Below are 22621 nucleotides of genomic sequence, written 5' to 3'. Positions count from 1 at the left end.
GCCGATGTGGCCACCGCGCCCCGCCCCCGCACCACCACCCGCGACCCCGAGGAGCTCGGCCGGCGGCTCACCGCCTGGCTGGACCGGCACCTGCCCGGGGCCCGGGTCGAGGGACTCGCCGTCCCCGGCTCCAACGGCATGTCCAGCGAGACCCTGCTCTTCGACCTCGACCACCCGGACGCCCCCGTACGCGGCTGCGCCCTGCGGCTCGCCGCCGACCCCGCCGCGTACACCGTCTTCCCCGTCTACGACATGGCGCGCCAGCACCGCGTGATGCGCCTGGTCGGCGAGCACACCGACGTGCCCGTGCCGCGCGTGCTCTGGCTGGAGGAGGACCCGGAACCGCTCGGCGCCCCCTTCTTCGTGATGGCCCGCGCCGAGGGCCGCGTCCCGCCGGACGTCATGCCCTACACGTACGAGGGGAACTGGCTGCACGCCGCCACCGACGCCGAACGCGCCCACCTGGAGGCCGAATCCGTCTCCGTACTCGCGCGGCTGCACGACCAGTTCCCCGCGAAGGAGGCCGAGTTCCTGCTGCCCGAGGGCACCGGGAGCCCGCTGCGCCGCCACGTCGACGCCCAACGCGCCTACTACGCCTGGGTGGTGGAGGGCATCGCACCCTCACCGCTCATCGAGTCGGCCTTCGACTGGCTGGAGGAGCACTGGCCGGCCGACGAGGGTCCCGCCGTCCTCGGCTGGGGCGACGCGCGCATCGGGAACATCGTCTACGACGGATTCACGCCCGCCGCCGTCCTCGACTGGGAGATGGCGGCGTACGTCCCGCGCGAGGTCGACCTCGGCTGGACCGTCTACCTGCACCGCTTCTTCCAGGACCTGACCGTCGGCTTCGGGCAGCCCGGACTCCCCGGCTTCCTGCGGCGCGACGCGGTCGAGCGACGGTACGCCGAACTGACCGGGCACACCCCGCGCGACATGGAGTTCCACACGCTCTACGCGGCGCTGCGGCACGCGATCGTGATGCTCAGGATCGCGTACCGCCAGGCCCACTTCGGAGAGGTCGAGGTGCCCGGCGACCCGGACGGCCTGATCCTGCACCACGCCACGCTCGCGGCGATGGTGCGGGGAAGCTACTGGTAGCCGGAAGGCTCAGGCCGCGCGCCGCATCTGCGGCACCCGGATCGGGCGCGAGCCCGGACCGCCGACGTGAGAGAAGGGCTGCGTGCGCCAGTCGAGTCCCTGGGGGAGCGTCAGGAGCAGCGCGGTGTCCTGCTCCTGGACCCCCAGGACGTCGTCGGTCGGGCGGGCCTCGGAAGCCGCGAGGCCCGTGCCCGGGCAGACCCTCAGGACGAAGGGGTTCCACGGCGACGGGCAGAGCGCGTGCTCCGGCAGCGCGTCCTCGTCCGCGAGCAGCGCGATCGGCCGCGCGCACTCCGGGCAGACCACCCGGAACATCTCAAAAGTGTCGTACGCGTCGAGCTCGTCGGACGTGTCGACCGAATCAACAGGCTCCTGCATTGGGAATCTCCCCCTCGGCTGGGTCGGCCGGATCTGTGCGGCCTCGACCACAGCAAGCACTTCCCATACGGAACTCCGCATAATCGTGAGGCGGTAACCCGGGCACGACTCAAACCTGTGGCGTTCGTCACATGCCCGTCGCAGGTGCCCCGTGACAGCCCAAAGCGCCCCATACCCGCCGCCCCCGGCCGTGCCCCGACCCGTCCGGGGCAATAGGGTCACCGCATGGAGGAGCTGGATCGTCAGATCGTGGAGTTGCTGGTCAAGGACGGGCGCATGAGCTACACCGACCTGGGCAAGGCCACCGGCCTGTCCACGTCGGCGGTGCATCAGCGCGTCCGCCGCCTGGAGCAGCGCGGTGTCATCCGCGGCTATGCCGCCGTCGTCGACCCGGAGGCCGTCGGCCTGCCGCTCACCGCGTTCATCTCGGTCAAACCCTTCGACCCCAGTGCCCCCGACGACACCCCCGACCGGCTCGCCGACATCCCCGAGATCGAGGCCTGCCACAGCGTCGCGGGCGACGAGAACTACATCCTCAAGGTCCGCGTCGCCACCCCGCTGGAGCTGGAGCACCTGCTCAGCCGCATCCGCTCCCAGGCCGGGGTCTCCAGCCGCACGACCGTCGTCCTGTCCACGCCGTACGAGGCCAGGCCGCCCCGCATCTGACGCGCCGGGGCCACCGAGGGGGACCTGCCGGACAAACCGCGTCCCGGCAGGTCCTAGCCTGGTGTGCATGAGTGAGACCACGACGTCTGCCGGCGAACACCGCACCGTGCTGCTGCGCGGTGGAGAAGTCCACAGCCCCGCCGACCCCTTCGCCACCGCCATGGTGGTGGAGCGCGGTCACGTCGCCTGGGTGGGCTCGGAAGGCGCGGCCGACGCCTTCGCGTCCGGCGTGGACGAGGTGGTCGACCTGGAGGGCGCCCTCGTCACCCCGGCGTTCGTCGACGCGCACGTGCACACCACCGCCACCGGGTTCGCCCTCACCGGGCTCGACCTGTCCGCCGCCGCCTCGCTCGCCGAGGCCGCCGGGCTGATCCGGGCCCACGCCGCCGCCCGCCCCGAGGACCGCATCCTCATCGGCCACGGCTGGGACGCCGCCCGCTGGCCCGAGCGCCGCCCGCTCACCCGCGCCGAACTCGACGAACTCACCGGCGGCCGCCCGCTCTACCTGACCCGGATCGACGTCCACTCGGCCGTCGTCACCACCGCCCTCCTCGACCTCGTGCCCGGCGTCCGCGAGCTGGACGGCTTCCACGACGGGCAGCGGCCGCTCACCGGCGACGCCCACCACGCCGTCCGCGCGGCCGCCTTCGCCGCCGTGTCGCCGCGGCAGCGCACCGAGGCCCAGCGCGCCGCCCGCGCCCACGCCGCCTCCCTCGGCATCGGCACCCTGCACGAGTGCGGCGGCCCGCAGATCTCCTCCGAGGAGGACTTCACCGGCCTCCTGGACCTCGCGCGCGAGGAGGCCGGCCCCCGGGTCGTCGGCTACTGGGCCGACCTCGACGTCGAGCGGGCGCGGGCCCTGGGCGCCCTCGGCGCGGCCGGCGACCTGTTCGCCGACGGCTCCCTCGGCTCCCACACGGCCTGCCTCCACGAGCCGTACGCCGACCACGCCGGACACACCGGCTCGGCCCACCTGGACGCGGCCACCGTCGCCCTGCACGTCGTCGCCTGCACCGAGGCGGGCCTCCAGGCCGGCTTCCACGCCATCGGGGACGCGGCCGTGACCGCCGTCGTCGAGGGCGTCCGGGCCGCCGCCGAGAAGCTCGGCCTGGCCCGGATCCGGGCCGCCCGCCACCGCGTCGAGCACGTCGAGATGCTCACCCCCGAGACGATCGCCGCCTTCGCCGAGCTGGGACTCACCGCCTCCGTGCAGCCCGCCTTCGACGCCCTCTGGGGCGGCGAGGAGGGCATGTACGCCGACCGCCTCGGCGCCGAGCGCGCCCGCACCCTCAACCCGTACGCGGCGCTCCTGCGCGCCGGGGTGCCGCTGGCCTTCGGCTCCGACAGCCCGGTCACCCCGCTCGACCCCTGGGGGACCGTGCGCGCCGCCGCCTTCCACCGGACCCCCGAGCACCGGATCTCCGCCCGTGCCGCCTTCACCGCCCACACCCGGGGCGGCTGGCGGGCGGTGGGCCGGGACGACGCGGGGACGCTGGTCCCCGGCGCCCCCGCCGACTACGCGGTCTGGCGCACCGAGGAGCTCGTCGTGCAGGCGCCCGACGACCGGGTCGCCCGCTGGTCCACCGACCCCCGCTCCGGAACGCCCGGTCTGCCCGATCTGTCGCCCGGTGTCGATCTCCCGGTCTGTCTCCGCACGGTGGTGTACGGACAGACGGTGTTCGTACGACCGAACGAGTGATATGGGGACATTTCGCCCTTGAGGTCGCCCTTCCGTACGCTTGTCCCCGACCTGCGGATCTTCCCCTCCGGCCTGGCCTTTTGGGAAGTCTTCGCAGGTCAAGTGGGTGTTGACAGTCGCCCGCCGGGGGCGGGTAGGTTCACCGCGTCCACCACAGGACGTCCGACCGGACCGCCCCCCGTGCCGTAGCCGAACGCCGCCCGCGCCTCGGCCGCGAGGGAAGGTTTCTCCGGCGGAAGGTGCGACCCGGGTGGGGCCCGGACGTTCAGTAGACAACGGCTCTCGGTCGACCCGCAGCCAGCGGATCCCAGGTCGGACCGAAGGACGCCCGGCCCCGCACCGCACGTCACGCGTCCCGGTGGTCCCTTCCGTCCGGTCTGTCACCCGGACCACTCGACCCGCCACGCCGGAGCACACCGGGGACCTCGCTATGGTGGGGGCCTGCGTATGTATCCGAAGGGGCAGTAGTGAACGACGGTGGCCAGAGGCGTTACGGCCCGCTCGGCAAGGCCTTGGTGATCATTCCGACCTACAACGAGGCGGAGAACATCAAGCCGATCGTCGCGCGGGTGCGGGAGGCCGTACCCGAGGCGCACGTTCTCGTCGCCGACGACAACAGCCCTGACGGCACGGGCAAGTTCGCGGACGAGATCGCGTCCGAGGACGACCACGTGCACGTCCTGCACCGCAAGGGCAAGGAGGGGCTCGGCGCCGCCTACCTCGCCGGCTTCCGGTGGGGCATCGAGCACGGCTACGGCGTCCTCGTCGAGATGGACGCCGACGGCTCCCACCAGCCCGAGGAGCTCCCGCGGCTGCTCACCGCCCTCAAGGGCGCGGACCTGGTCCTCGGCTCCCGCTGGGTGCCGGGCGGGCGGATCGTGAACTGGCCGAAGTCCCGCGAGTTCATCTCCAAGGGCGGCAGCCTCTACTCGCGCGTGATGCTCGACGTGCCGATCCGCGACGTCACCGGCGGCTACCGGGCCTTCCGCAAGGAGACCCTGGAGGGCCTGGGCCTGGAGGACGTGGCCTCGGCGGGCTACTGCTTCCAGGTCGACCTGGCCCGCCGCGCGATCGCCGCCGGCTTCCACGTCGTCGAGGTCCCGATCACCTTCGTGGAGCGGGAGATCGGCGACTCGAAGATGAGCCGCAACATCGTCGTCGAGGCGCTGTGGCGGGTCACCGGCTGGGGCCTGACGGCCCGTGCGGAGAAGGTCGGCAAGCTGCTCGGCCGCAAGTCCTCCTGACCTCCGTACCGACCCTTCGCACTGATCCTTTCTTTACGACGTTCCGGCGGGGCGCCAGGCACACTGGGCATCATGACGACCGGCGCACCGCCTCCCCACGCCCCCAAGCGCTCACGCGCGCGTACGTTCCTCCCGCTCGGCGTCGCCGCCTGGCTGGTCCTGGAGATCTGGCTGCTCACGGTGGTGGCGAACGCGGCGGGCGGGCTGACCGCCCTCGTCCTGCTCGTCGGCGGTGCCGTGCTCGGCGCCACCGTCGTCAAGCGGGCGGGCCGCCGTGCCTTCCGCAACCTCACCTCGACCTTCCAGCAGGCCCAGGCGGCCGCGCAGAGCGGCGTGGCGCCCTCGCCCGCCGACGGGGCCGGTGCGGACGACCGCAACGGCTTCCTGATGCTCGGCGGCCTGCTCCTGATGATCCCCGGCCTGCTCTCGGACGCGGCCGGTCTGCTCCTGCTGATCCCGCAGGTCCGCTCGTTCCTCGGGCGGTACGCGGAGAAGGCCGTCGAGCGCCGGATGAGCGCCGCACCTCCCGGCAGCCTCCAGGACGCCTTCCAGCAGGCCCGCATCCACCGGCCGGACGGGAAGGTGGTCCAGGGCGAGGTCATCCGCGAGGACGCCTCCCAGGGCCCTCGTGGGCCCGAGGAGCCCCGCCCGCCGCTGATGCCCTGATCTTCTCCCTGATCCTTCTCGATCCTTTTCGTGCCCGCACCCTCGTGCGGGCACGCGAACGCCGCGGGGCCCGGTACACAGCTCGTGTACCGGGCCCCGCGGCGTTGTGCTCTCGCGGCGGTCCGCTAGGCGGACTTGCGGCTGTCGCGCGGATGCACGGCGATGTTCATGGCGCCGGAACGCAGGACGGCCAGCCTCTCGGCGAGAACCTCCTCCAGCTCCTCGCGGGTGCGCCGCTCCATGAGCATGTCCCAGTGCGTACGCGCAGGCTTGCCCTTCTTCTCCTCAGGTCCGTCCCCGTCCACCAGGAGTGCCTGGATTCCGCAGACCTTGCACTCCCACTCCGGCGGAATCTCCGCCTCGACCGAGAAGGGCATCTCAAAACGATGTCCCTTCTCGCATGCGTACTCCACCGCCTGGCGCGGGGCCAGATCGATGCCGCGGTCGGTCTCGTAGCTCGTCACCACGAGGCGCGTGCCGCGAAGAGCTCGCTCACTCATGAATCGTGCCTCCCGGGCTTGTCGCCCACAGGACAGGTGTCGCTGTCGTCGTTATCCGGTCAACGTCCGGTCGGCGGTAAAGATTCCCGTGCCGGGTCATGCGTCGCCCGTCGTGCCGCCCCTTGTTGTACCCACCAGTGCCCGTTTTGTCACATCTGACGGCAGATGTGACCCGGTGTCTTCACCAAAGCAGCACGCAGTAACGGTCCGCCTGGCAGGCCAAACGCGTACACTACCGCCCTTTCACCGCCACGTCTAAATACGGTCGGGTATCGGGTTCCCCGCGGCCTCCACCGCACGCCGGACGGGAACCCGGGCGAGCAGTACGAAACCGACGGCGAAGAAGATCACCAGGGAGATGATGGCATCCCGGTAGCTTCCGGTCAGCTGATACGCGAGACCGAAAACGAGTGGACCCAGCCAGCTGAGCCCGCGGTCGCTCATCTCGTACGCCGAGAAGTACTCCGCCTCCTTGCCGCGCGGTATCAGATGCGAGAACAGCGAGCGCGACAGCGCCTGGCTGCCGCCCATGACCAGGCCGATGGCGGCCGCCAGCCAGTAGAAGAACACCGGCGAGTTCGCCGGCAGGAAGTAGCCCGCCGCCAGGATCAGCGTCCAGACCGCCAGCGAGCCCAGAATCGTCCGCCTGGCGCCGTACACCCGGGCGAGTCGTCCCATCCCGAGGGCGCCCGCCACCGCGAGCACCTGGACGAGCAGGACCGCCGTGATGAGCGTCGTCTGGTCGAGTTTCAGCTCCTCGGACCCGTAGATCGAGGCCTGCGAGATCACCGTCTGGATGCCGTCGTTGTAGATCAGGTACGCGAGGAGGAAGGAGAGCGTCAGCGGATGCCGGCGCATGTCCTTCAGGGTCGCCCGCAGCTGGCCCCAGCCGCTGCCGACCGCGCCCTCGCCGGACCGCCCGGCTCCCTCCGGGCGGACCTGCCGGTCGCGCAGCCGTCGCAGCGGCACGAGAGTGAAGGCGCCCCACCACAGACCGGCCGAGGCCAGGCAGATGCGGACCGCCTCGCCCTCCGAGAGGCCGAAGGAGTCGTGCCCCGAGTAGAGGACCAGGTTCAGGACGAGGACCAGCGCGCCGGACGTGTACCCGAAGGCCCAGCCGCGTGAGGAGACCGCGTCCCGCTCGTCGGGCTCCGCGATCTGCGGCAGATAGGCGTTGTAGAGCACCATCGAGACCGACAGCGAGGCGTTCGCCACGATCAACAGGAAGGTGCCGAGCAGATAGCGCTCGCCCGCCAGGAAGAACATCCCCGTCGTGGCCGCCGCTCCCAGGTACGCCGACGCCGCGAGCAGCGGCTTCTTCCGGCCCGCACGGTCCGCCACCGCGCCCACCAGCGGCATCACCACGACCGCGACCACGATCGAGGCGGACACGGCGTACGCGAAGAGCGAGCCCGCCCGCACCGGGATCCCCAGCGGGTGCACGAAGCCCTCGGCGTCGGCCGCGGCCCGCGCCACGGAGGTCAGGTACGGGCCGAGGAAGACGGTGATCACGCTCGTTGAGTACACCGAGCACGCGAAGTCGTAGAAGTACCAGCCCCGCTGCTCGCGCTTCCGCTCGGCGGGATCGGAGGCGTACTCCTCCGGCTCGATGGTGTCTGCGGTCAAGGCCACGCCCCCCTTGTTCGTTCCCGTGGCCGGGACGCGGCTCAGATCCACGCTCCCCGGTCGGTGAGCACGCCGCGCAGCGTCTCCAGGTGATCGGTCATGATGCCATCGACCCCCAGGTCGAGGAGAGAGTTCATCCGGGCCGGATCGTTCACGGTCCACACGTGGACCTGGAGCCCGCGCGCATGCGCCTCCCGGACGAACCGGCGGTCGACCACCGGGACCCCGCCCTGGCGCTCCGGCACCTGGGCCGCCACGGCTCCGGCCCGCAGCGCCGCCGGGATGCCCCAGGAGCGCAGCCGCAGCCCGATCACCCCGCGCACCCCGTACGAGGTGGCGAGCCGCGGACCGGCCAGGCGCTGGGCCCGCGCGATCCGGGACTCGGTGAAGGAGCCCACGCAGACCCGGTCCCAGGCGCCGGTCCTGCGGATCAGGTCCACCAGCGGCGCGAGGGCCGACTCGGCCTTGAGGTCCACGTTCCAGCGGGCCTCCGGGAACTCCTCCAGGAGGTCCTCGAAGAGCGGCAGGGGCTCCGTGCCCGCCACCCGGGCCTCCCGCACCGCCGCCCACGGCAGGTCGCCGATCCGGCCCGAGGCGTCCGTCACGCGGTCGAGGGTCGCGTCGTGGAACGCGACGAGCGCCCCGTCGGACGTCGTGTGCACATCGGTCTCGAAATAGCGGTAGCCCGCCGCGGCGGCCCGGCGGAAGGCGGTCGCGGTGTTCTCCAGGCCGTTCGCCGTGCCGCCGCGATGGGCGAACGCGAGGGGGGAGGGATGGTCGAGATAGGGGTGGCGTACGCGAGTCACGGCCGCAGTATGGCGCCTTCCGGTGTCCCGGTGGCGACCTGGGTGGGGACGGAGTCCGGCTCGGGGACGGCGAACCGGCGCAGGAAGAACTGGGCGAGCGGTCCGATCGCCAGGGCGTAGAGGACCGTGCCGACGCCGACCGAGCCGCCGAGCAGGAAGCCGGTGGCGACCACCACCACCTCGATGGACGTCCGCACCAGCCGGATGGACCGGCCGGTGAGCCGGTGCAGACCGGTCATCAGACCGTCGCGCGGGCCCGGCCCGAACCGCGCCGCGATGTACAGGCCGGTCGCGACCCCGTTGAGGACGATGCCGAGCAGGAGCAGCGGTATCTGCCCGGCCAGGCCGTCGACGTCCGGGACCAGGGCCAGGGTGCCGTCCATCGCCAGACCGATCGCGAACACGTTGGAGACCGTGCCGAGCCCGGGCCGCTGCCGGATCGGGACCCACAGGAGCAGCACCACCGCGCCGACGACGATCGACACCACGCCGATGGTCAGCCCGGTCTTCTCGGCGAGACCCTGGTGGAGGACGCCCCAGGGCTCCAGACCGAGCCCGCTGCGCACGAGCAGCGCCGAGCTCACCCCGTACAGGGTCAGTCCGACGTACAGCTGGACGAGCCGGCGGGTGAGGTGCCGGCCGCGCGGGCCGGAGGCGATGGACAAGGAACTGCCCCCCAAGGTGGTGGTAGTGGACTGACCCATGACACTCTGTGGCGGGGCATCGGATGCCAACCATGGCCAATTCGAGGAAGGTGGACTGATTTCCATGGCTCAGTGGACTTCGGCGGTGGGACCGGCTCAGCTCGCCCGGCAACTCCAGGCGCAGCAGCCCCGGCCCGCGGGCCCCGGCGTCCGCAAGCCGCCCGCCTACCGCGCGCTGGCCGACGGCATCCGGCTGCTCGTCCTGGAGGGCCGCGTCCCGGTCGCCGCCCGGCTGCCCGCCGAGCGGGAACTCGCCCTCGCGCTCACCGTCAGCCGGACCACGGTCGCCGCGGCCTACGAGGCGCTGCGCACCGAGGGCTTCCTGGAGTCCCGGCGCGGCGCCGGCAGCTGGACCTCCGTCCCCGCCGGGAACCCGCTGCCCGCGCGCGGCCTCGAACCGCTGCCCCCCGAGGCCCTCGGCTCGATGATCGACCTCGGCTGCGCCGCCCTGCCCGCGCCCGAGCCCTGGCTCACCCGGGGCGTCCAGGGCGCCCTGGAGGAGCTGCCGCCGTACGCCCACACGCACGGCGACTACCCGGCCGGGCTGCCCGCGCTGCGGCAGATGCTCGCCGACCGGTACACCGCGCGCGGGATCCCCACCATGCCCGAGCAGATCATGGTCACGACCGGTGCCATGGGCGCCATCGACGCCATCTGCCACCTCTTCGCGGGGCGCGGCGAGCGGATCGCCGTCGAGTCGCCCTCGTACGCCAACATCCTCCAGCTGATGCGCTCGGCCGGCGCCCGGCTCGTGCCCGTCGCCATGGCCGAGGGCCTCGGCAGCTGGGACCTGCCCCGATGGCGGCAGGTGCTGCGGGACGCGGCGCCCCGCCTCGCGTACGTCGTCGCCGACTTCCACAACCCGACCGGTGCCCTCGCCGACGAGGACCAGCGGCGGCAGCTCGTCGAGGCGGCGCGCTCGGCCGGCACGGTGCTCGTCGTCGACGAGACCATGGCCGAGCTGCACCTGGACGAGGACCTGGAGATGCCCCGGCCGGTCTGCGCCTTCGACCCGGCGGGCGCCACCGTCCTCACGGTCGGCTCGGCCAGCAAGGCCTTCTGGGCGGGCATGCGGATCGGCTGGGTCCGGGCCGCGCCCGACGTCATCCGCTCCCTGGTCGCCGCGCGCGCGTACGCCGACCTCGGCACCCCCGTCCTGGAGCAGCTCGGGGTGAACTGGCTCATGCGGACGGGCGGCTGGGAGGAGGCCGTGAGCCTCCGCCGCGAGCAGGCCAGGGAGAACAGGGACGCGCTCGTCGCCGCCGTCCGCCGGGAGCTCCCGGAGTGGGAGTTCTCGGTCCCGCGCGGCGGCCTGACCCTCTGGGTCCGCACCGGCGGCCTCTCCGGCTCCCGGCTCGCCGAGGCGGGGGAGCGGGTCGGCGTCCGCGTCCCCTCCGGGCCCCGCTTCGGCGTCGACGGCGCCTTCGAGGGCTTCGTCCGGCTGCCCTTCACGGTCGGCGGCCCGGTCGCGGACGAGGCGGCCGTCCGGCTCGCCGCCGCGGCCCGGCTGGTCGAGTCCGGCGTGGGCGGCGGAGGAGCGGAACCGCCCAGGTCGTTCGTGGCGTAGCCCGTCACGCGCACGTACGGAGGGTCCCCACGCGCGCGCGTGGGGACCCTCCGTACGTGCCCGGCGTGGGGGCTCAGCCCTCCGCGGGGACGGGCGCGTGGAGCGGGGCCGGACCGGGGCCCGCCTCGGAGCGGGGCGCCGGGGCCGGCTCCGGCGCCGAGCCGGGGACCGCCTCGACCGCGGCGGCCGAGAGCGTGACCGTGTCGGGGGCCGCGACGACGGCCGAGAAGGAGACGGTGTCCGAAGCCGCGACCGGGGCCGGGGTCTTGACCAGGACCGGCGCCGCCGGCGCCGAGTGCGCGCTGCGCTCCGGGAGGAGCTCCAGGACCGCTTGGCGGTGCGCCTCGCTCGTCGCGTCGTCGTACGGGTCGGGCGTCGCCGGCACCTGGAGCCGCAGGACCGGACCGGTGCCCAGGCGCGCGTACCCGCGGCCCGCCGGGACCTCGGGCGTCGGCGTGGTGTGCGGCCGGGCGCCCAGGACGGAGGCGATCTGCTCCGGGGCGGCGGGGCCGAGGACGATCCGGGCCCGGGTGTGGGTCCGCACCGCCTCGCCCAGTGTGTCCACGCCGTCGAACTGCTCGGCGACCACCACCGTGACCTGCGCCGCGCGCCCGTGCCGCAGCGGCACCTGGAGCAGCTCCTGCGGGTCGGGGCGGCCGTCGGCGGCGGCCAGGTGGCCGAGGGCGCCGGGCCGGTCGAGCAGGATCCACAGCGGGCGGCGGGTGTCCTCCGGGGCGGGGAGGCCGGCCTGCCGGGCCCGGTTCGCGGCGATCAGCCGCCGCTCCGTCTCGTGCGCCGCCCACTCCAGGGTGGCGAGGGCGCCGGAGAGCCCGCACTCGACCGCGAGGACTCCGTCGCGGCCGGTCAGGCACGCGTACTCGCCGGTGCCGCCGCCGTCGACGATCAGCACGTCGCCGTGGGGGAGGGCCTGGAGGGCGATCGAGCGCAGCAGCGAGGTGGTGCCGCTGCCGGGCTGGCCGACGGCGAGCAGGTGCGGCTCGGTGGAGCGGGGGCCGGTGCGCCAGACGACGGCCGGCGCGTCCTCGGTGCCGTCCGCCGAGACGACGGGCACCGTCCGCTGCACGGCGTCGGCGTCGGTGAAGCCGAGGACGGTCTCGCCCGGCACCGTGACGAAGCGCTGGGCGGCGATCGTGGTGGGCAGCGCGGGCAGCACGCTCATGACGAGCCGGTTGCCCTCCTCGTCCCAGTCGAAGAGGTACTCGCGGCCGCGCCCCGACTTGGCATGCAGCAGCTGCTCGATGCGCGCGCGTGCGGCGGGCTCGCCGTCGGTGAAGTAGGGGGGATAGGCGATCCTCAGCCGGGTGAGCCGGCCGTCCTCGTCGAAGGCGTACTCCGCGAAGGCGCCGCTCCAGTCGCCGCCGTGGGAGAAGAGCGGGGAGGGGTCCTCGGGGACGGAGAAGTACGGCACGAGGGCCTCGTACAGGCCCTTGAGCCGGGCGATCTCCGCGTCGTCGGGCCCGGTCTTCACGACCGGCCGCTCACGGCCCTTCCACGCGGCCGCGCCCATCAGGGCGACGAGCGCGAGGAGCGGCCCGTACGGCATGAGGGCGACGACCAGGACGCAGGCCGCGACCAGGAGCAGCGTGGGACCACGCCGCTCCTTGGGGGTCGCGGCCCACTTGGCGCGCGCGGTCGCGGCCAGCTTCCGCAGACCGCGGGAGACCGTGATCAGCGGATGGAGCACGTCGGTGGCGCTGTCGGCGGCCGAACGCGCGATCTCTCGACTGCGAGCGATCTGCGCGCTGCCGCTGCTCAGAATGCGGGGGAGTGGTCGCCGGGCCACGAAGTACTCCTGAATCGATGGAAGGGACTGGAGGGCGTCAGAACTTGATCCCGCCCAGGAGACCGGCGAGGCTCTGCCCACCCGCCGTGATGCTCGGGGCGATGGCGGTGCCCGCCAGGTAGAAGCCGAACAGCGCGCTGACGAGGGCGTGCGAGGCCTTCATCCCGTCCTTCTTGAAGAACAGGAAGCAGATGATGCCGAGCAGGACCACGCCTGAGATGGACAGGATCATTGGTTGTTCTCCTGGTTGAGGGGACAGTCACCATGAGTCCTTCCAGGTTCACAGCAAGTATCTATGTGACTAAAGGTGCATTCGAGTGAAAAACGGGCGATTTCACTTGACCGGCGGACGGCGGACGCCGCCCCGGGTGGCGAAATACCCGACGTGCGCTAGGGGCGGGCGCTGGTATCGGATGTCGTGATCTTTGCCTCGGCCGGGCACGGTCATGTCGCCGGAGGGGCAGTACCCTGTCGATTCACTCGTACGGCCGCGCTTGCCGTGCGCCGGTCGACACAGCAGGAGAAAGGCGGTCCCACCCGATGAGCGAGACTCCGGATCCCGAGGTCATCGAGCTGGCGTCCAAGGTCTTCGACCTCGCACGCACGGGTGACGCCGACGCCCTCGCCGCCTACCTGGACGCGGGCGTCCCCGCGAACCTCACCAACGACAGGGGCGACACCCTCGTCATGCTCGCCGCCTACCACGGCCACGCCGCCGCGGTCACCGCCCTCCTGGAGCGCGGCGCCGAGGCCGACCGCGCCAACGACCGCGGCCAGACCCCGCTCGCCGGCGCCGTCTTCAAGGGCGAGGACGCCGTGATCCGCGCCCTCCTCGCTGCCGGAGCCAATCCGGAGGCGGGGACTCCGTCCGCGCTCGACACCGCCCGCATGTTCGGCAGGACCGAACTCCTGGAGCTCTTCGGAGCCAGGTGAACGGCGGCTGAACCCCAGGTGGGAGCGGGGTCGTAAATGTGGTCGCGGTGGCGAAATGGGTGGGTCATCATGACGTCGGGCCCGGCAAAACGGGCCACCGACGAGAGGCTGAGGAAGATGGTCACTGGCAGGCGAATCACGACGACGGGCGGCCCCGAATGTTGCCGCACGGCCTAGGCGTACGGGCGATGTACCGCCCGACCGGGTCGCCCCCGGTATCCCCCGGTCGTGTCGACAGCTTGATGTGAGGCGTCTTCCCATGTTCGATCCAGTCATAGCGCCGAGCGGCACCCTGCTCGGCCTGCTGCAGCGGGGCCGCGGCGACGGCACCCTGCACGCGCTCGCCGCGCCACGCGCCGAGGCCCTCGCGGCCCTCAACCACTGCGTTCTCGACGACCCCCGCCACGACTGGCAGGTCGAGAACCGCTCCCTGTACTACGCCCGTCTCTACCTGGACCTCCACGGAGGCCTGAACGAGATCGAGGCGCACCTCTTCGACGCCGAGGACCACCTCGACACCGAGGAGTCCCGGACCGGGCTCGCGCTCGCCGTCCTGGGCCACCTCGCGTCCTACGGACGCCAGGACGCCCTGCTGCTGCTCCGGCGGTACGCGGCGACCGGCGCCAACTGGGCCTGGGCCCTGGACGAGCTGGCCGTCCGCGACGACGACGCCGGACTCCGCGCGCTCGCCCTGCCCGTACTGGCCCGTTTCCCGGCCGACGCGGAGGGCGACGCCGAGCTGGCCGCCGTCGTCCGCGACGCCTACGAGCCCCGCCCCTGGCGGCTCTGGGCCGAGGACCCGCGCGAGGCCGTCGGCGCCCGCGTCCGGGCCGCCCGGGAACAGGGCTCCTTCGACCGCTGGCAGCGCCAGATGCGCCCCACCGGGCCCCGCCCCGAGTGGAGCGTCAAGGCCGTCCTCGACTGGGCGCAGGAGGGGTACGAGCGCGGAGCCGTGCTGTACGGCCCCGCCGCCCGCTGCCTGACCGCCGTGGCCGGACCCGAGGACCGGCCCGAGCTCCTCGCCGCCGCCCGGTACGGCGCGCCGGGAGCCCGCGGTGCCGCCCTGCACCACCTCGCCGAGTCACGGGACCCCGCCGTCCTCGACCTCGTCGAGGCCGCGGCCGACGGCGACTCCCGCGAGATCGCCGACGCCGCCGTCGCCGCCTACCGGCGGATGTGCGGCGACGACGCCGTCGCCCGCGCCCGCGCGTGGGTCCGGCGCACCGACGCCCTCGGGACCGCCGCCGCCGAGGTCCTCGCCTGCCGCGGCACAGCCCAGGACGCCGGACTCGTCCTCGGCGCCCTGCGCGACACCGTGCGCTCCGCGGGCCCCGACGCCCCCGAGCTCACCTGCCTCGTCGACGGCGCCGGACGCCTCGGCATCGCCTGCGCGGCCCCCGTGCTGCGCCACGTCTACCGCGAGACGACCTCCTCCCGGCTGCGTGGCCGCGTGGCATGCGCCCTCGCCACCACCGACCCCACCTTCGCGACCGGCTTCGCCGTCGAATGCCTCTGGGACTGCGAGGAGACCACCCGCGAGGTGGCGGCCCAGCACGCCGAGACCGGTGACGTGCGCGTCGCCGAACGATTGCGCAGGCTCGCCGCCGACCCGGCCGAAGAGGTCGAGGTCCAGACGGCCGTACGCAACCGGATAGGGCCGGACCTCCAGGTCTGACCCCGGCTCCGGGACAGCGACAGGTCCGGCCAACCCCTCCCGGCCCGATCCCACGCACCCGAGCACCCGCCACCCGGCCCCCGGGACGGCGCGGCCTGCGGCGGAGAACCCGCCGACCGTGGCCCCGCCCCGGGGGCCGGTGCGCTCTCCCGGCCTCGGGGGCCTCCTGGCCCCGGGGGGTGTCCTCCCGGCTTGGAGTGGGGTGCGTGCTCTTGGCTTCGTGCGCGTTCTCCCGGCCCCCGGAGTGTGCCCCCCGGCTTCGGGCGCGTTCTCCCGGCTTTGGGGGAAACGCTCACGGGACGTTCCCTCCCCGTCCAGATCCACGTCGGCGGGGACACGCCGAGCGCGACGAGAACACCCGTATGCGTGTCGTCATCGTCACCGAATCCTTCCCTCCCGACGTCAACGGTGTGGCGCACTGCGCCCTGCAGACCGCGCGCCACCTCGTCCGGCGGGGCCACACCCCGCTCGTCATCGCCCCCGCCGTCGCCGACCCGGCCGCGGACACCGACGCCCCCTGCCCCGTCGTCCGGGTGCCCTCCCTCCCGCTGCCCGGCTATCCGCAGGTACGGGTCGCCCTGCCCAGCCGCCGGGTCGCCGCAGCCATCGCCGCCCACCGCGCCGACCTCGTCCACCTCGCCGGACCGTTCGTCCTCGGCGTCCGGGGCATGACCGCCGCCGCCCGGCTCGGCATACCCGCCGTCGCCGTCTACCAGACCGACCTCGCCGGCTACGCGCGCACGTACGTCGGGACCGGTGAGGGCGCCGCCTGGCGCCGCCTCCGCGCCGTGCACGGCGCCGCCGACCGCACCCTCGCCCCGTCCTCCGCCGCCGTGCGCGACCTGGAGGCCCACGGCATCGGCCGCGTCCGGCGCTGGGGACGCGGCGTGGACACCGTCCGCTTCCGCCCCGCCCTGCGCGACACCGCCCTCCGCCGCGAGCTCGCCCCCGACGGGGAACTCCTCGTCGGCTACGTCGGCCGCCTCGCCCCCGAGAAGCGGGTGGACCTCCTCGCCGGCGTCTGCGCGCTCCCCGGCGTCCGGGTCGTGGTCGTCGGGGACGGGCCGAGCGGGCCCGCCCTGCGCGCGGCCCTGCCGGGCGCCCGGTTCCTGGGCCGCCGCACCGGCGCCGACCTGGCCCGGATCTTCGCCTCGCTCGACGTCTTCGCCCACACCGGCCCGTACGAGACCTTCTGCCAGACCGTCCAGGAGGCCATGGCCAGCGGGGTCCCCGTCGTCGCCCCGGCGGCCGGCGGCCCCCTGGACCTCGTCGACCACGGGCGCACCGGGCTCCTCGTACCCCCGGGCGACCCGGACGCGCTGCGCGCGGCCGTCGCCGCGCTCGCCGCCGAGCCCCGCACGCGCGCGGAGTACGGCCGCGCCGGCCGGACCGCCGTCGAGGGACGCACCTGGGAGGCGCTCGGCGACGAACTGATCGGCCACTACCTGGAGGTGCTGCGCGAGCGGACGGCGGTGGCGGCGTGAACGGCGTCCGTACGGAGGGCGGCTCCGGGCTCAGGATCGTGCGGCTCGCGAACTTCGTGACCCCCACCTCGGGGGGCCTGCGCACCGCCCTCGAACAGCTCGGCCGCGGCTATCTGGCCGCCGGCCACGACCCCGTCCTCGTCGTCCCCGGAGACGCCGTGAGCGACCACCGCACCGAACAGGGCCGGGTCGTCACCCTCCCCGGCCCCGTGCTGCCCGGCACCGGCGGCTACCGGGTCCTCGCCGACCGGCACCGGGTCCGCCGGCTCCTCGACGAACTCGCCCCCGACCGGATCGAGGTCTCGGACCGCACCACCCTGCGGTGGACAGGGGAGTGGGCGCGACGCGCGCGCGTGCCGTCCGTCATGGTCTCCCACGAGACCGCCGACGGGGTCCTGCGCACCTGGGGCGTGCCGCCCGCGCTCGCGGCCCGCGCGGCGGACCGGCTCAACCGCCGCACGGCGTGGGCCTTCGCCCGGATCGTGTGCACGACGGAGTGGGCGGAGCGCGAGTTCGTACGGATCGGGGCGCGCAACGTCGTACGGGCCCCGCTCGGCGTGGACCTGGAGCACTGCCGGCCCGGCCGCCGCGACACCGCGCTGCGGGCCCGGCATGCCGGCGGGGAGCGGGTGCTGCTCCTGCTGTGCTCGCGCCTCTCGGTCGAGAAGCGGCCGGGCACGGCCCTGGACGCCCTGGAGGAGCTGCGGGCGGACGGGATCGCGGCGGCGCTCGTGGTCGCGGGGGACGGGCCGCTGAGGGGCTCCCTGGAGCGCCGGGCGCGCGAGCGGCGCCTCCCGGTGCGGTTCCTCGGGCACGTCGCCGACCGGGAGGCCCTGGCGGACCTCCAGGCGGCGGCCGACGTGTGCCTGGCGCCCGGGCCCGCGGAGACCTTCGGACTCTCCGCCCTGGAGGCCCTCGCCTGCGGGACCCCCGTCGTCGTCAGCGCCTCCTCCGCCCTGCCCGAGGTCGTGGGCACGGCGGGCGCCGCCGCCGACACCCCGGCCGCCTTCGCCGCCGGGGTACGGAATCTCCTCGCGGCCCCGGAGACCGTCCGCCGCCGGGCCGCACGCGCGCGTGCGGCGGCCTTCTCCTGGGACCGCGCGGTCACCGCCTTCCTCCACGCCCACGACGCCCTCCCGGTGCCCTCGCCGCTGGTCCCCGAGGAGGTGCGGCGATGACACCGGAGACGGCGGGCCCGGTCCCGGCCGCGCCCCTCGCGGCCGGGGGCCTCACGGTGCCGCAGGCCGTGGCAACCGCCTCCGGCCCCCCGGTGGCCGAGGCACTGGTGGCGCGGTCCCGCGTCCCCGCCGCCCGGATCGGCGGCGCTGCCGAGGGCGACGGGGGACCCGTTCGGTTCGTCGTGCTCGGGGACTCGTTCAGCGAGGGGGTCGGGGACCGGGTCGGCGGGGCGTGGCGGGGGTGGGCCGCGCTGCTCGCCGAGGGGCTCGCGGCCGAAGGGCGGGGGAGCGCTTTCCTGAACCTCGCCACCAGCGGGGCCCTCGTCGGCGACGTCGCCGACGAGCAGGCCCCCCGCGCCCTCGCGTTCCGCCCGCACCTCGCCTCCGTCGTCGTCGGGGTGAACGACACCCTGCGCCGCACCTTCGACATCGGGCTCCTCGCCCACCGCCTGGACCGGGTCTGCGCCGACCTCGACGCCCTCGGAGCCGTACTCCTGACGGCCTGTCTTCCCGATCCGGGGCGGATGCTCGGCCTGCCCCCGCCGCTGGCGCGCCCGCTCGCCCGCCGCCAGCGCTCCGTGAACGCGGTCGTGCACGTGCTCTCCGAGCGGTACGGAGCCGTCCACCTGCACCTCGCCGACCCCACCTGGACCGAGGACCGCGCCCTGTGGAGCGCCGACCGGCTCCACCCGGGCGAGCGCGGTCACCGGGCCGTCGCCGCCGGCTTCCACCGGCTCCTCGCCGATCGGGGGCTCGCCCACGGCGCGCCGCCCTCGACGGAGCCCGTCGAACCGCCGCCGACCCGCGCCGAGGCCCTGCTCTGGCTCGCCACCGCCGGCACCGGCTGGGTCCTGCGCCGCAGCCGCGACCTGCTCCCGCAGCTCCTCCTGCTCGCCGCCGCCGAACTGCGCCACTGGGCCGACGGCACGGGCACGGCGCCGCTCGACGCGCGCGCGGAGGACGCCCTCGCGGCGGCGCTCGCGGCCACAATGGGGAGATGACCGGGCGCTGGGAGTTCTGGATCGACCGGGGCGGCACCTTCACCGACGTCGTCGGGCGACGGCCCGACGGCCGGCTCGTCACCCGCAAGGTGCTTTCGCACGACCCGGCCCGCCGTCAGGACGCGGCCGTCGCCGGCATCCGTCTCCTCCTTGGTCTGGGCCCCGAAGAACCCGTCCCCGCCGACCGGATCGCCGTCGTCAAGATGGGCACCACCGTCGCCACCAACGCCCTCCTGGAGCGGCGCGGCGAGCCGACCGTGCTCCTGGTCACCGAGGGCTTCCGCGACGCGCTCCGCATCGCCTACCAGAACCGGCCGCGGCTCTTCGACCGCCACATCGTGCTGCCCGAGGCGGTGTACGCGCGCGTGATCGAGGTCCCCGAGCGGACCGACGCCCACGGCGAGGTCGTCCGCCCGCTGGACGAGGACGCCGTCGCCGGGGCGCTCGCCGCCGCGCACCGGGACGGCTTCCGCTCCGCCGCCGTCGTCCTCCTGCACGGATACCGGTACCCCGAGCACGAGACCCGGGTCGCGGAGGCGGCCCGCGCCGCGGGCTTCACGCAGGTCAGCTGCTCGCACGAGGTCAGCCCGCTGATCAAGCTGATCCCGCGCGGGGACACCACCGTCGTCGACGCCTACCTCTCGCCGGTCCTGCGCCGGTACGTCGACGAGGTCGCCCGTGAACTGGCCGGGATCCGCCTCATGTTCATGCAGTCGAACGGGGGACTGCGCGAGGCGGCGCACTTCCGCGGCAAGGACGCCGTCCTGTCGGGACCGGCGGGCGGCGTCGTCGGCATGGCCCGCACCTCGGCCCAGGCGGGCCGGGACCGGGTCATCGGCTTCGACATGGGCGGCACCTCCACCGATGTGTCGCACTACGCGGGCACCTTCGAGCGTGAACTCGGTACACAGGTCGCCGGGGTGCGGATGCGGGCGCCCATGATGAGCATCCACACCGTCGCGGCGGGCGGCGGCTCCGTCCTCCACTACGACGGGCGCCGCTACCGGGTCGGCCCCGACTCGGCCGGCGCCGTCCCCGGACCCGCCTGCTACCGCCGAGGCGGACCCCTGACCGTCACCGACGCCAACGTCATGCTCGGGCGCGTACAGCCCGACCACTTCCCGGCCGTCTTCGGCGGGAGCGGCGACCTCCCCCTCGACGCCGACGTCGTACGGGAGCGGTTCACCGCCCTCGCCGAGGAGGTCGGCGGCGGCCGCACCCCCGAGGAGGTCGCCGCCGGATTCCTGGAGATCGCCGTCCTCAACATGGCCAACGCCGTCAAGAAGATCTCCGTCGAGCGCGGCCACGACATCACCCGGTACGCCCTCACCAGCTTCGGCGGCGCCGGCGGCCAGCATGCCTGCGCCGTCGCCGACGCCCTGGGCGTCGACACCGTCCTCGTCCCCCCGCTGGCCGGAGTCCTCTCGGCGTACGGGATCGGGCTCGCCGACGCCACCGCCATGCGGGAGCGGTCCGTCGAGGCCGAACTCGACGCCGCCGGCACCCCTGAACGCGTGAGGGACCTCTGTGCCGAGCTCGCCGAGCACACCCGCGAGGAACTGCGCGCCGACGGACTGCCGGACGAGGCGATCACCACCCACGCGCGCGTCCTCCTGCGGTACGCGGGCACGGACGCGAGCCTGCCCGTCGACCTCGCACCGCCCGACGAGCTGAAAACCGGGTTCACGGACGTCCACCGTGCGCGGTACGCCTTCACCCTGGACCGGCCGCTCGTCGTCGAGGCCGTCACCGTCGAGGCCGTCGGCACGGCGGGACCGCACGGCCCGGTGCTCGTGGACACCGGAGAGCGGACCGGCGCCCTCGCGCCCCTCGCCACCGTCCGGATGCACAGCGCCGGCGCACCCCACGACGCCCCGCTCCACCGCCGCGAGGACCTGCGGCCGGGCGACACCGTCGACGGGCCCGCGATCCTCGCCGAGGCCGACGCCACGACCGTCGTCGACACCGGCTGGCGGGCCACCGCGACCGACGGCGGCCACCTCCTGCTGCACCGCGTCGTCCCCCGCCCCGCGCGCGTGGCCGCCGGCACGGACGTGGACCCCGTCCTCCTGGAGGTCTTCAACAACCTCTTCATGTCCATCGCCGAGCAGATGGGCGTGCGCCTGGAGAACACCGCCCAGTCGGTCAACATCAAGGAACGCCTCGACTTCTCCTGCGCCCTCTTCGACGCCGAGGGCAACCTCATCGCCAACGCCCCCCACATCCCCGTCCACCTCGGCTCCATGGGGGAGTCCATCAAGGAGGTGCTCCGCCGGCGCGCGGACGACCTGCGCCCCGGCGACGTGTACGCGATCAACGACCCGTACCACGGCGGCACCCACCTCCCCGACGTCACCGTCGTCACCCCGGTGTTCGACGACACGGGCGGCGAACTCCGCTTCCTGGTCGCCTCGCGCGGGCACCACGCCGAGATCGGCGGCATCACCCCCGGCTCCATGCCCGCCTTCAGCAGGACCGTCGACGAGGAGGGCGTCCTCTTCGACAACTGGCTGCTCGTCCGCGACGGACAGCTGCGCGAGACCGAGACCCGAGCCCTGCTCACCGGCGCCCGCCACCCCTCCCGCGACCCGGACACCAACCTCGCCGACCTGCGCGCCCAGATCGCCGCCAACGAGAAGGGCATCGAGGAACTGCGCCGCACGGTCGAGGAGTTCGGGCTCGACGTCGTCCGGGCCTACATGCGGCACGTCCGCGCCAACGCCGAGGAGTCCGTACGCCGCATCGTCGCGCGCCTCGACGACGGCGCGTACCGCTACGAGACCGACGGCGGCGCGGTGATCCAGGTCGCCGTCCGCGTCGACCGCGAACGGCGCTCCGCCGTCCTCGACTTCACCGGCACCTCCCCCCAGCTGCCCGGGAACGCCAACGCGCCCACCGCCGTCGTCATGGCCGCCGTCCTGTACGTCTTCCGCACGCTCGTCGACGAGGACATCCCGCTCAACAGCGGCTGCCTGGAGCCCCTGGAGATCCGCGTCCCGCCCGGCTCCATGCTCGCCCCCGCCCCTCCGGCGGCCACCGTCGCCGGGAACGTCGAGACCTCCCAGGCCGTCACCGGCGCGCTCTACGCGGCCCTCGGCGTCCAGGCCGAGGGCTCCGGCACCATGAACAACGTCACCTTCGGCAACGCGCGCGTGCAGTACTACGAGACCGTCGCCAGCGGCTCGGGCGCCGGCGACGGCTTCGACGGCGCCGACGCCGTGCAGACCCACATGACCAACTCCCGGCTCACGGACCCCGAGATCCTGGAGTGGCGCCACCCGGTCCGCCTCGACGCCTTCGCGGTACGGGAGGACGGCGGCGGGCGCGGCCGGTGGCACGGCGGCCACGGCGTGGAACGGCGGCTGCGCTTCCTGGAGCCGATGACGGTGGCCCTCCTCACCGGACACCGCAGGGTCCCGCCGTACGGAATGGCCGGCGGGGAGCCGGGCGCCCTCGGCGAGAACCTCGTGGAACGCGCCGACGGCACCGTCGAGCACCTCGAAGGCGCCGCCACCACCGAGGTGGGCCCCGGCGACGTCCTCGTCCTGCGCACACCCGGCGGCGGGGGCTACGGCCCGCCGCCCCTGTGAAC

General features: G+C 74.1%; 19 protein-coding genes. 12 read left to right on the top strand and 7 right to left on the bottom strand.

The genetic code is table 11. The features are described 5' to 3' along the window. Window positions 1-6 precede the first annotated feature (6 nt). A complete protein-coding gene (locus ACH4TP_RS39160; protein ID WP_398440582.1) occupies window positions 7-1098 on the top strand; it encodes a phosphotransferase family protein in 1092 nt (363 codons plus the stop codon). Between the two features lie 9 nt (window positions 1099-1107). Here ACH4TP_RS39160 and ACH4TP_RS39155 read toward each other — a convergent pair whose 3' ends face one another. After that, complete coding sequence (locus tag ACH4TP_RS39155) at window positions 1108-1476, bottom strand: hypothetical protein (protein WP_389237760.1); 369 nt, start codon at window positions 1474-1476, stop codon at window positions 1108-1110. Between the two features lie 225 nt (window positions 1477-1701). Between ACH4TP_RS39155 and ACH4TP_RS39150 the strand changes: the two genes are divergently transcribed. The 4 genes from ACH4TP_RS39150 (at window position 1702) to fxsA (ending at window position 5751) form a co-directional block, all read left to right on the top strand. Continuing rightward, window positions 1702-2142 carry an Lrp/AsnC family transcriptional regulator gene (locus ACH4TP_RS39150; RefSeq protein WP_017242178.1) on the top strand — a complete coding sequence of 147 codons (441 nt, stop codon included), beginning with the start codon at window positions 1702-1704 and terminating at the stop codon, window positions 2140-2142. A 67-nt stretch (window positions 2143-2209) separates the two neighbouring features. Continuing rightward, on the top strand, window positions 2210-3841 hold the full coding sequence (locus ACH4TP_RS39145) for an amidohydrolase (protein ID WP_389237758.1): 1632 nt from the start codon (window positions 2210-2212) through the stop codon (window positions 3839-3841). Window positions 3842-4308: 467 nt separating this feature from the next. Next, on the top strand, window positions 4309-5085 hold the full coding sequence (locus ACH4TP_RS39140; protein WP_389237756.1) for a polyprenol monophosphomannose synthase: 777 nt from the start codon (window positions 4309-4311) through the stop codon (window positions 5083-5085). A 72-nt stretch (window positions 5086-5157) separates the two neighbouring features. Beyond that, window positions 5158-5751: an FxsA family membrane protein gene (gene fxsA / locus ACH4TP_RS39135; RefSeq protein WP_398440581.1), complete on the top strand. Its 594-nt coding sequence runs from the start codon at window positions 5158-5160 to the stop codon at window positions 5749-5751. Window positions 5752-5876: 125 nt separating this feature from the next. On the opposite strand, the gene ACH4TP_RS39130 is transcribed toward fxsA, so the two are convergent. The 4 genes from ACH4TP_RS39130 to ACH4TP_RS39115 form a co-directional block, all read right to left on the bottom strand. Next, entirely contained in the window at window positions 5877-6251 is a 375-nt protein-coding gene (locus ACH4TP_RS39130) for an RNA polymerase-binding protein RbpA (protein ID WP_015032218.1), read from the bottom strand. A gap of 255 nt (window positions 6252-6506) precedes the next feature. Beyond that, window positions 6507-7877, bottom strand: coding sequence for an MFS transporter (locus ACH4TP_RS39125; protein WP_398440580.1), 1371 nt, complete (start codon window positions 7875-7877; stop codon window positions 6507-6509). A gap of 41 nt (window positions 7878-7918) precedes the next feature. Further along, window positions 7919-8683: a glycerophosphodiester phosphodiesterase gene (locus tag ACH4TP_RS39120; protein ID WP_398440579.1), complete on the bottom strand. Its 765-nt coding sequence runs from the start codon at window positions 8681-8683 to the stop codon at window positions 7919-7921. Further along, a complete protein-coding gene (locus ACH4TP_RS39115) occupies window positions 8680-9387 on the bottom strand; it encodes a YitT family protein (protein ID WP_389237748.1) in 708 nt (235 codons plus the stop codon). Before ACH4TP_RS39115 ends, ACH4TP_RS39120 begins: the two co-directional genes overlap by 4 nt. 64 nt (window positions 9388-9451) lie before the next feature. On the opposite strand from ACH4TP_RS39115, the gene ACH4TP_RS39110 reads away from it, so the two are divergent. Continuing rightward, on the top strand, window positions 9452-10954 hold the full coding sequence (locus tag ACH4TP_RS39110) for a PLP-dependent aminotransferase family protein (RefSeq protein ID WP_389237746.1): 1503 nt from the start codon (window positions 9452-9454) through the stop codon (window positions 10952-10954). Between the two features lie 73 nt (window positions 10955-11027). Here the strand turns inward: ACH4TP_RS39110 and ACH4TP_RS39105 are convergent, their stop codons facing one another. Continuing rightward, a complete protein-coding gene (locus tag ACH4TP_RS39105; protein WP_398191739.1) occupies window positions 11028-12758 on the bottom strand; it encodes a hypothetical protein in 1731 nt (576 codons plus the stop codon). Window positions 12759-12795: 37 nt separating this feature from the next. Continuing rightward, window positions 12796-12990, bottom strand: coding sequence for a hypothetical protein (locus ACH4TP_RS39100; protein ID WP_015032212.1), 195 nt, complete (start codon window positions 12988-12990; stop codon window positions 12796-12798). Between the two features lie 308 nt (window positions 12991-13298). On the opposite strand from ACH4TP_RS39100, the gene ACH4TP_RS39095 reads away from it, so the two are divergent. The 6 genes from ACH4TP_RS39095 to ACH4TP_RS39070 all read left to right on the top strand — a co-directional run bounded on the left by ACH4TP_RS39095 (window position 13299) and on the right by ACH4TP_RS39070 (window position 22619). Continuing rightward, the gene (locus ACH4TP_RS39095) at window positions 13299-13691 is read left to right on the top strand and encodes an ankyrin repeat domain-containing protein (RefSeq protein WP_389237742.1); all 393 of its coding nucleotides are present in this window, start codon (window positions 13299-13301) and stop codon (window positions 13689-13691) included. Window positions 13692-13950: 259 nt separating this feature from the next. Then, window positions 13951-15366, top strand: coding sequence for a HEAT repeat domain-containing protein (locus ACH4TP_RS39090; protein ID WP_398440578.1), 1416 nt, complete (start codon window positions 13951-13953; stop codon window positions 15364-15366). 362 nt (window positions 15367-15728) lie between these two features. After that, complete coding sequence (locus tag ACH4TP_RS39085; RefSeq protein ID WP_398191731.1) at window positions 15729-16850, top strand: glycosyltransferase family 4 protein; 1122 nt, start codon at window positions 15729-15731, stop codon at window positions 16848-16850. Then, window positions 16847-18028 (top strand): glycosyltransferase, encoded by a 1182-nt coding sequence (locus tag ACH4TP_RS39080; protein ID WP_398440577.1) that lies wholly within the window; start codon window positions 16847-16849, stop codon window positions 18026-18028. Before ACH4TP_RS39085 ends, ACH4TP_RS39080 begins: the two co-directional genes overlap by 4 nt. Further along, window positions 18025-19029 carry an SGNH/GDSL hydrolase family protein gene (locus tag ACH4TP_RS39075; protein WP_398440576.1) on the top strand — a complete coding sequence of 335 codons (1005 nt, stop codon included), beginning with the start codon at window positions 18025-18027 and terminating at the stop codon, window positions 19027-19029. The genes ACH4TP_RS39080 and ACH4TP_RS39075 overlap by 4 nt, the downstream gene beginning before the upstream one ends. Then, window positions 19026-22619 (top strand): hydantoinase B/oxoprolinase family protein, encoded by a 3594-nt coding sequence (locus tag ACH4TP_RS39070; RefSeq protein WP_398440574.1) that lies wholly within the window; start codon window positions 19026-19028, stop codon window positions 22617-22619. The genes ACH4TP_RS39075 and ACH4TP_RS39070 overlap by 4 nt, the downstream gene beginning before the upstream one ends. Window positions 22620-22621 lie beyond the last annotated feature (2 nt).

Origin of the sequence: Streptomyces sp. NPDC021012 (assembly GCF_044333355.1) — a bacterium.
Lineage (GTDB): Bacteria > Actinomycetota > Actinomycetes > Streptomycetales > Streptomycetaceae > Streptomyces.
Note: the sequence above shows the minus strand (reverse complement) of the source record. Positions and strands in the feature narration are given on the sequence as shown.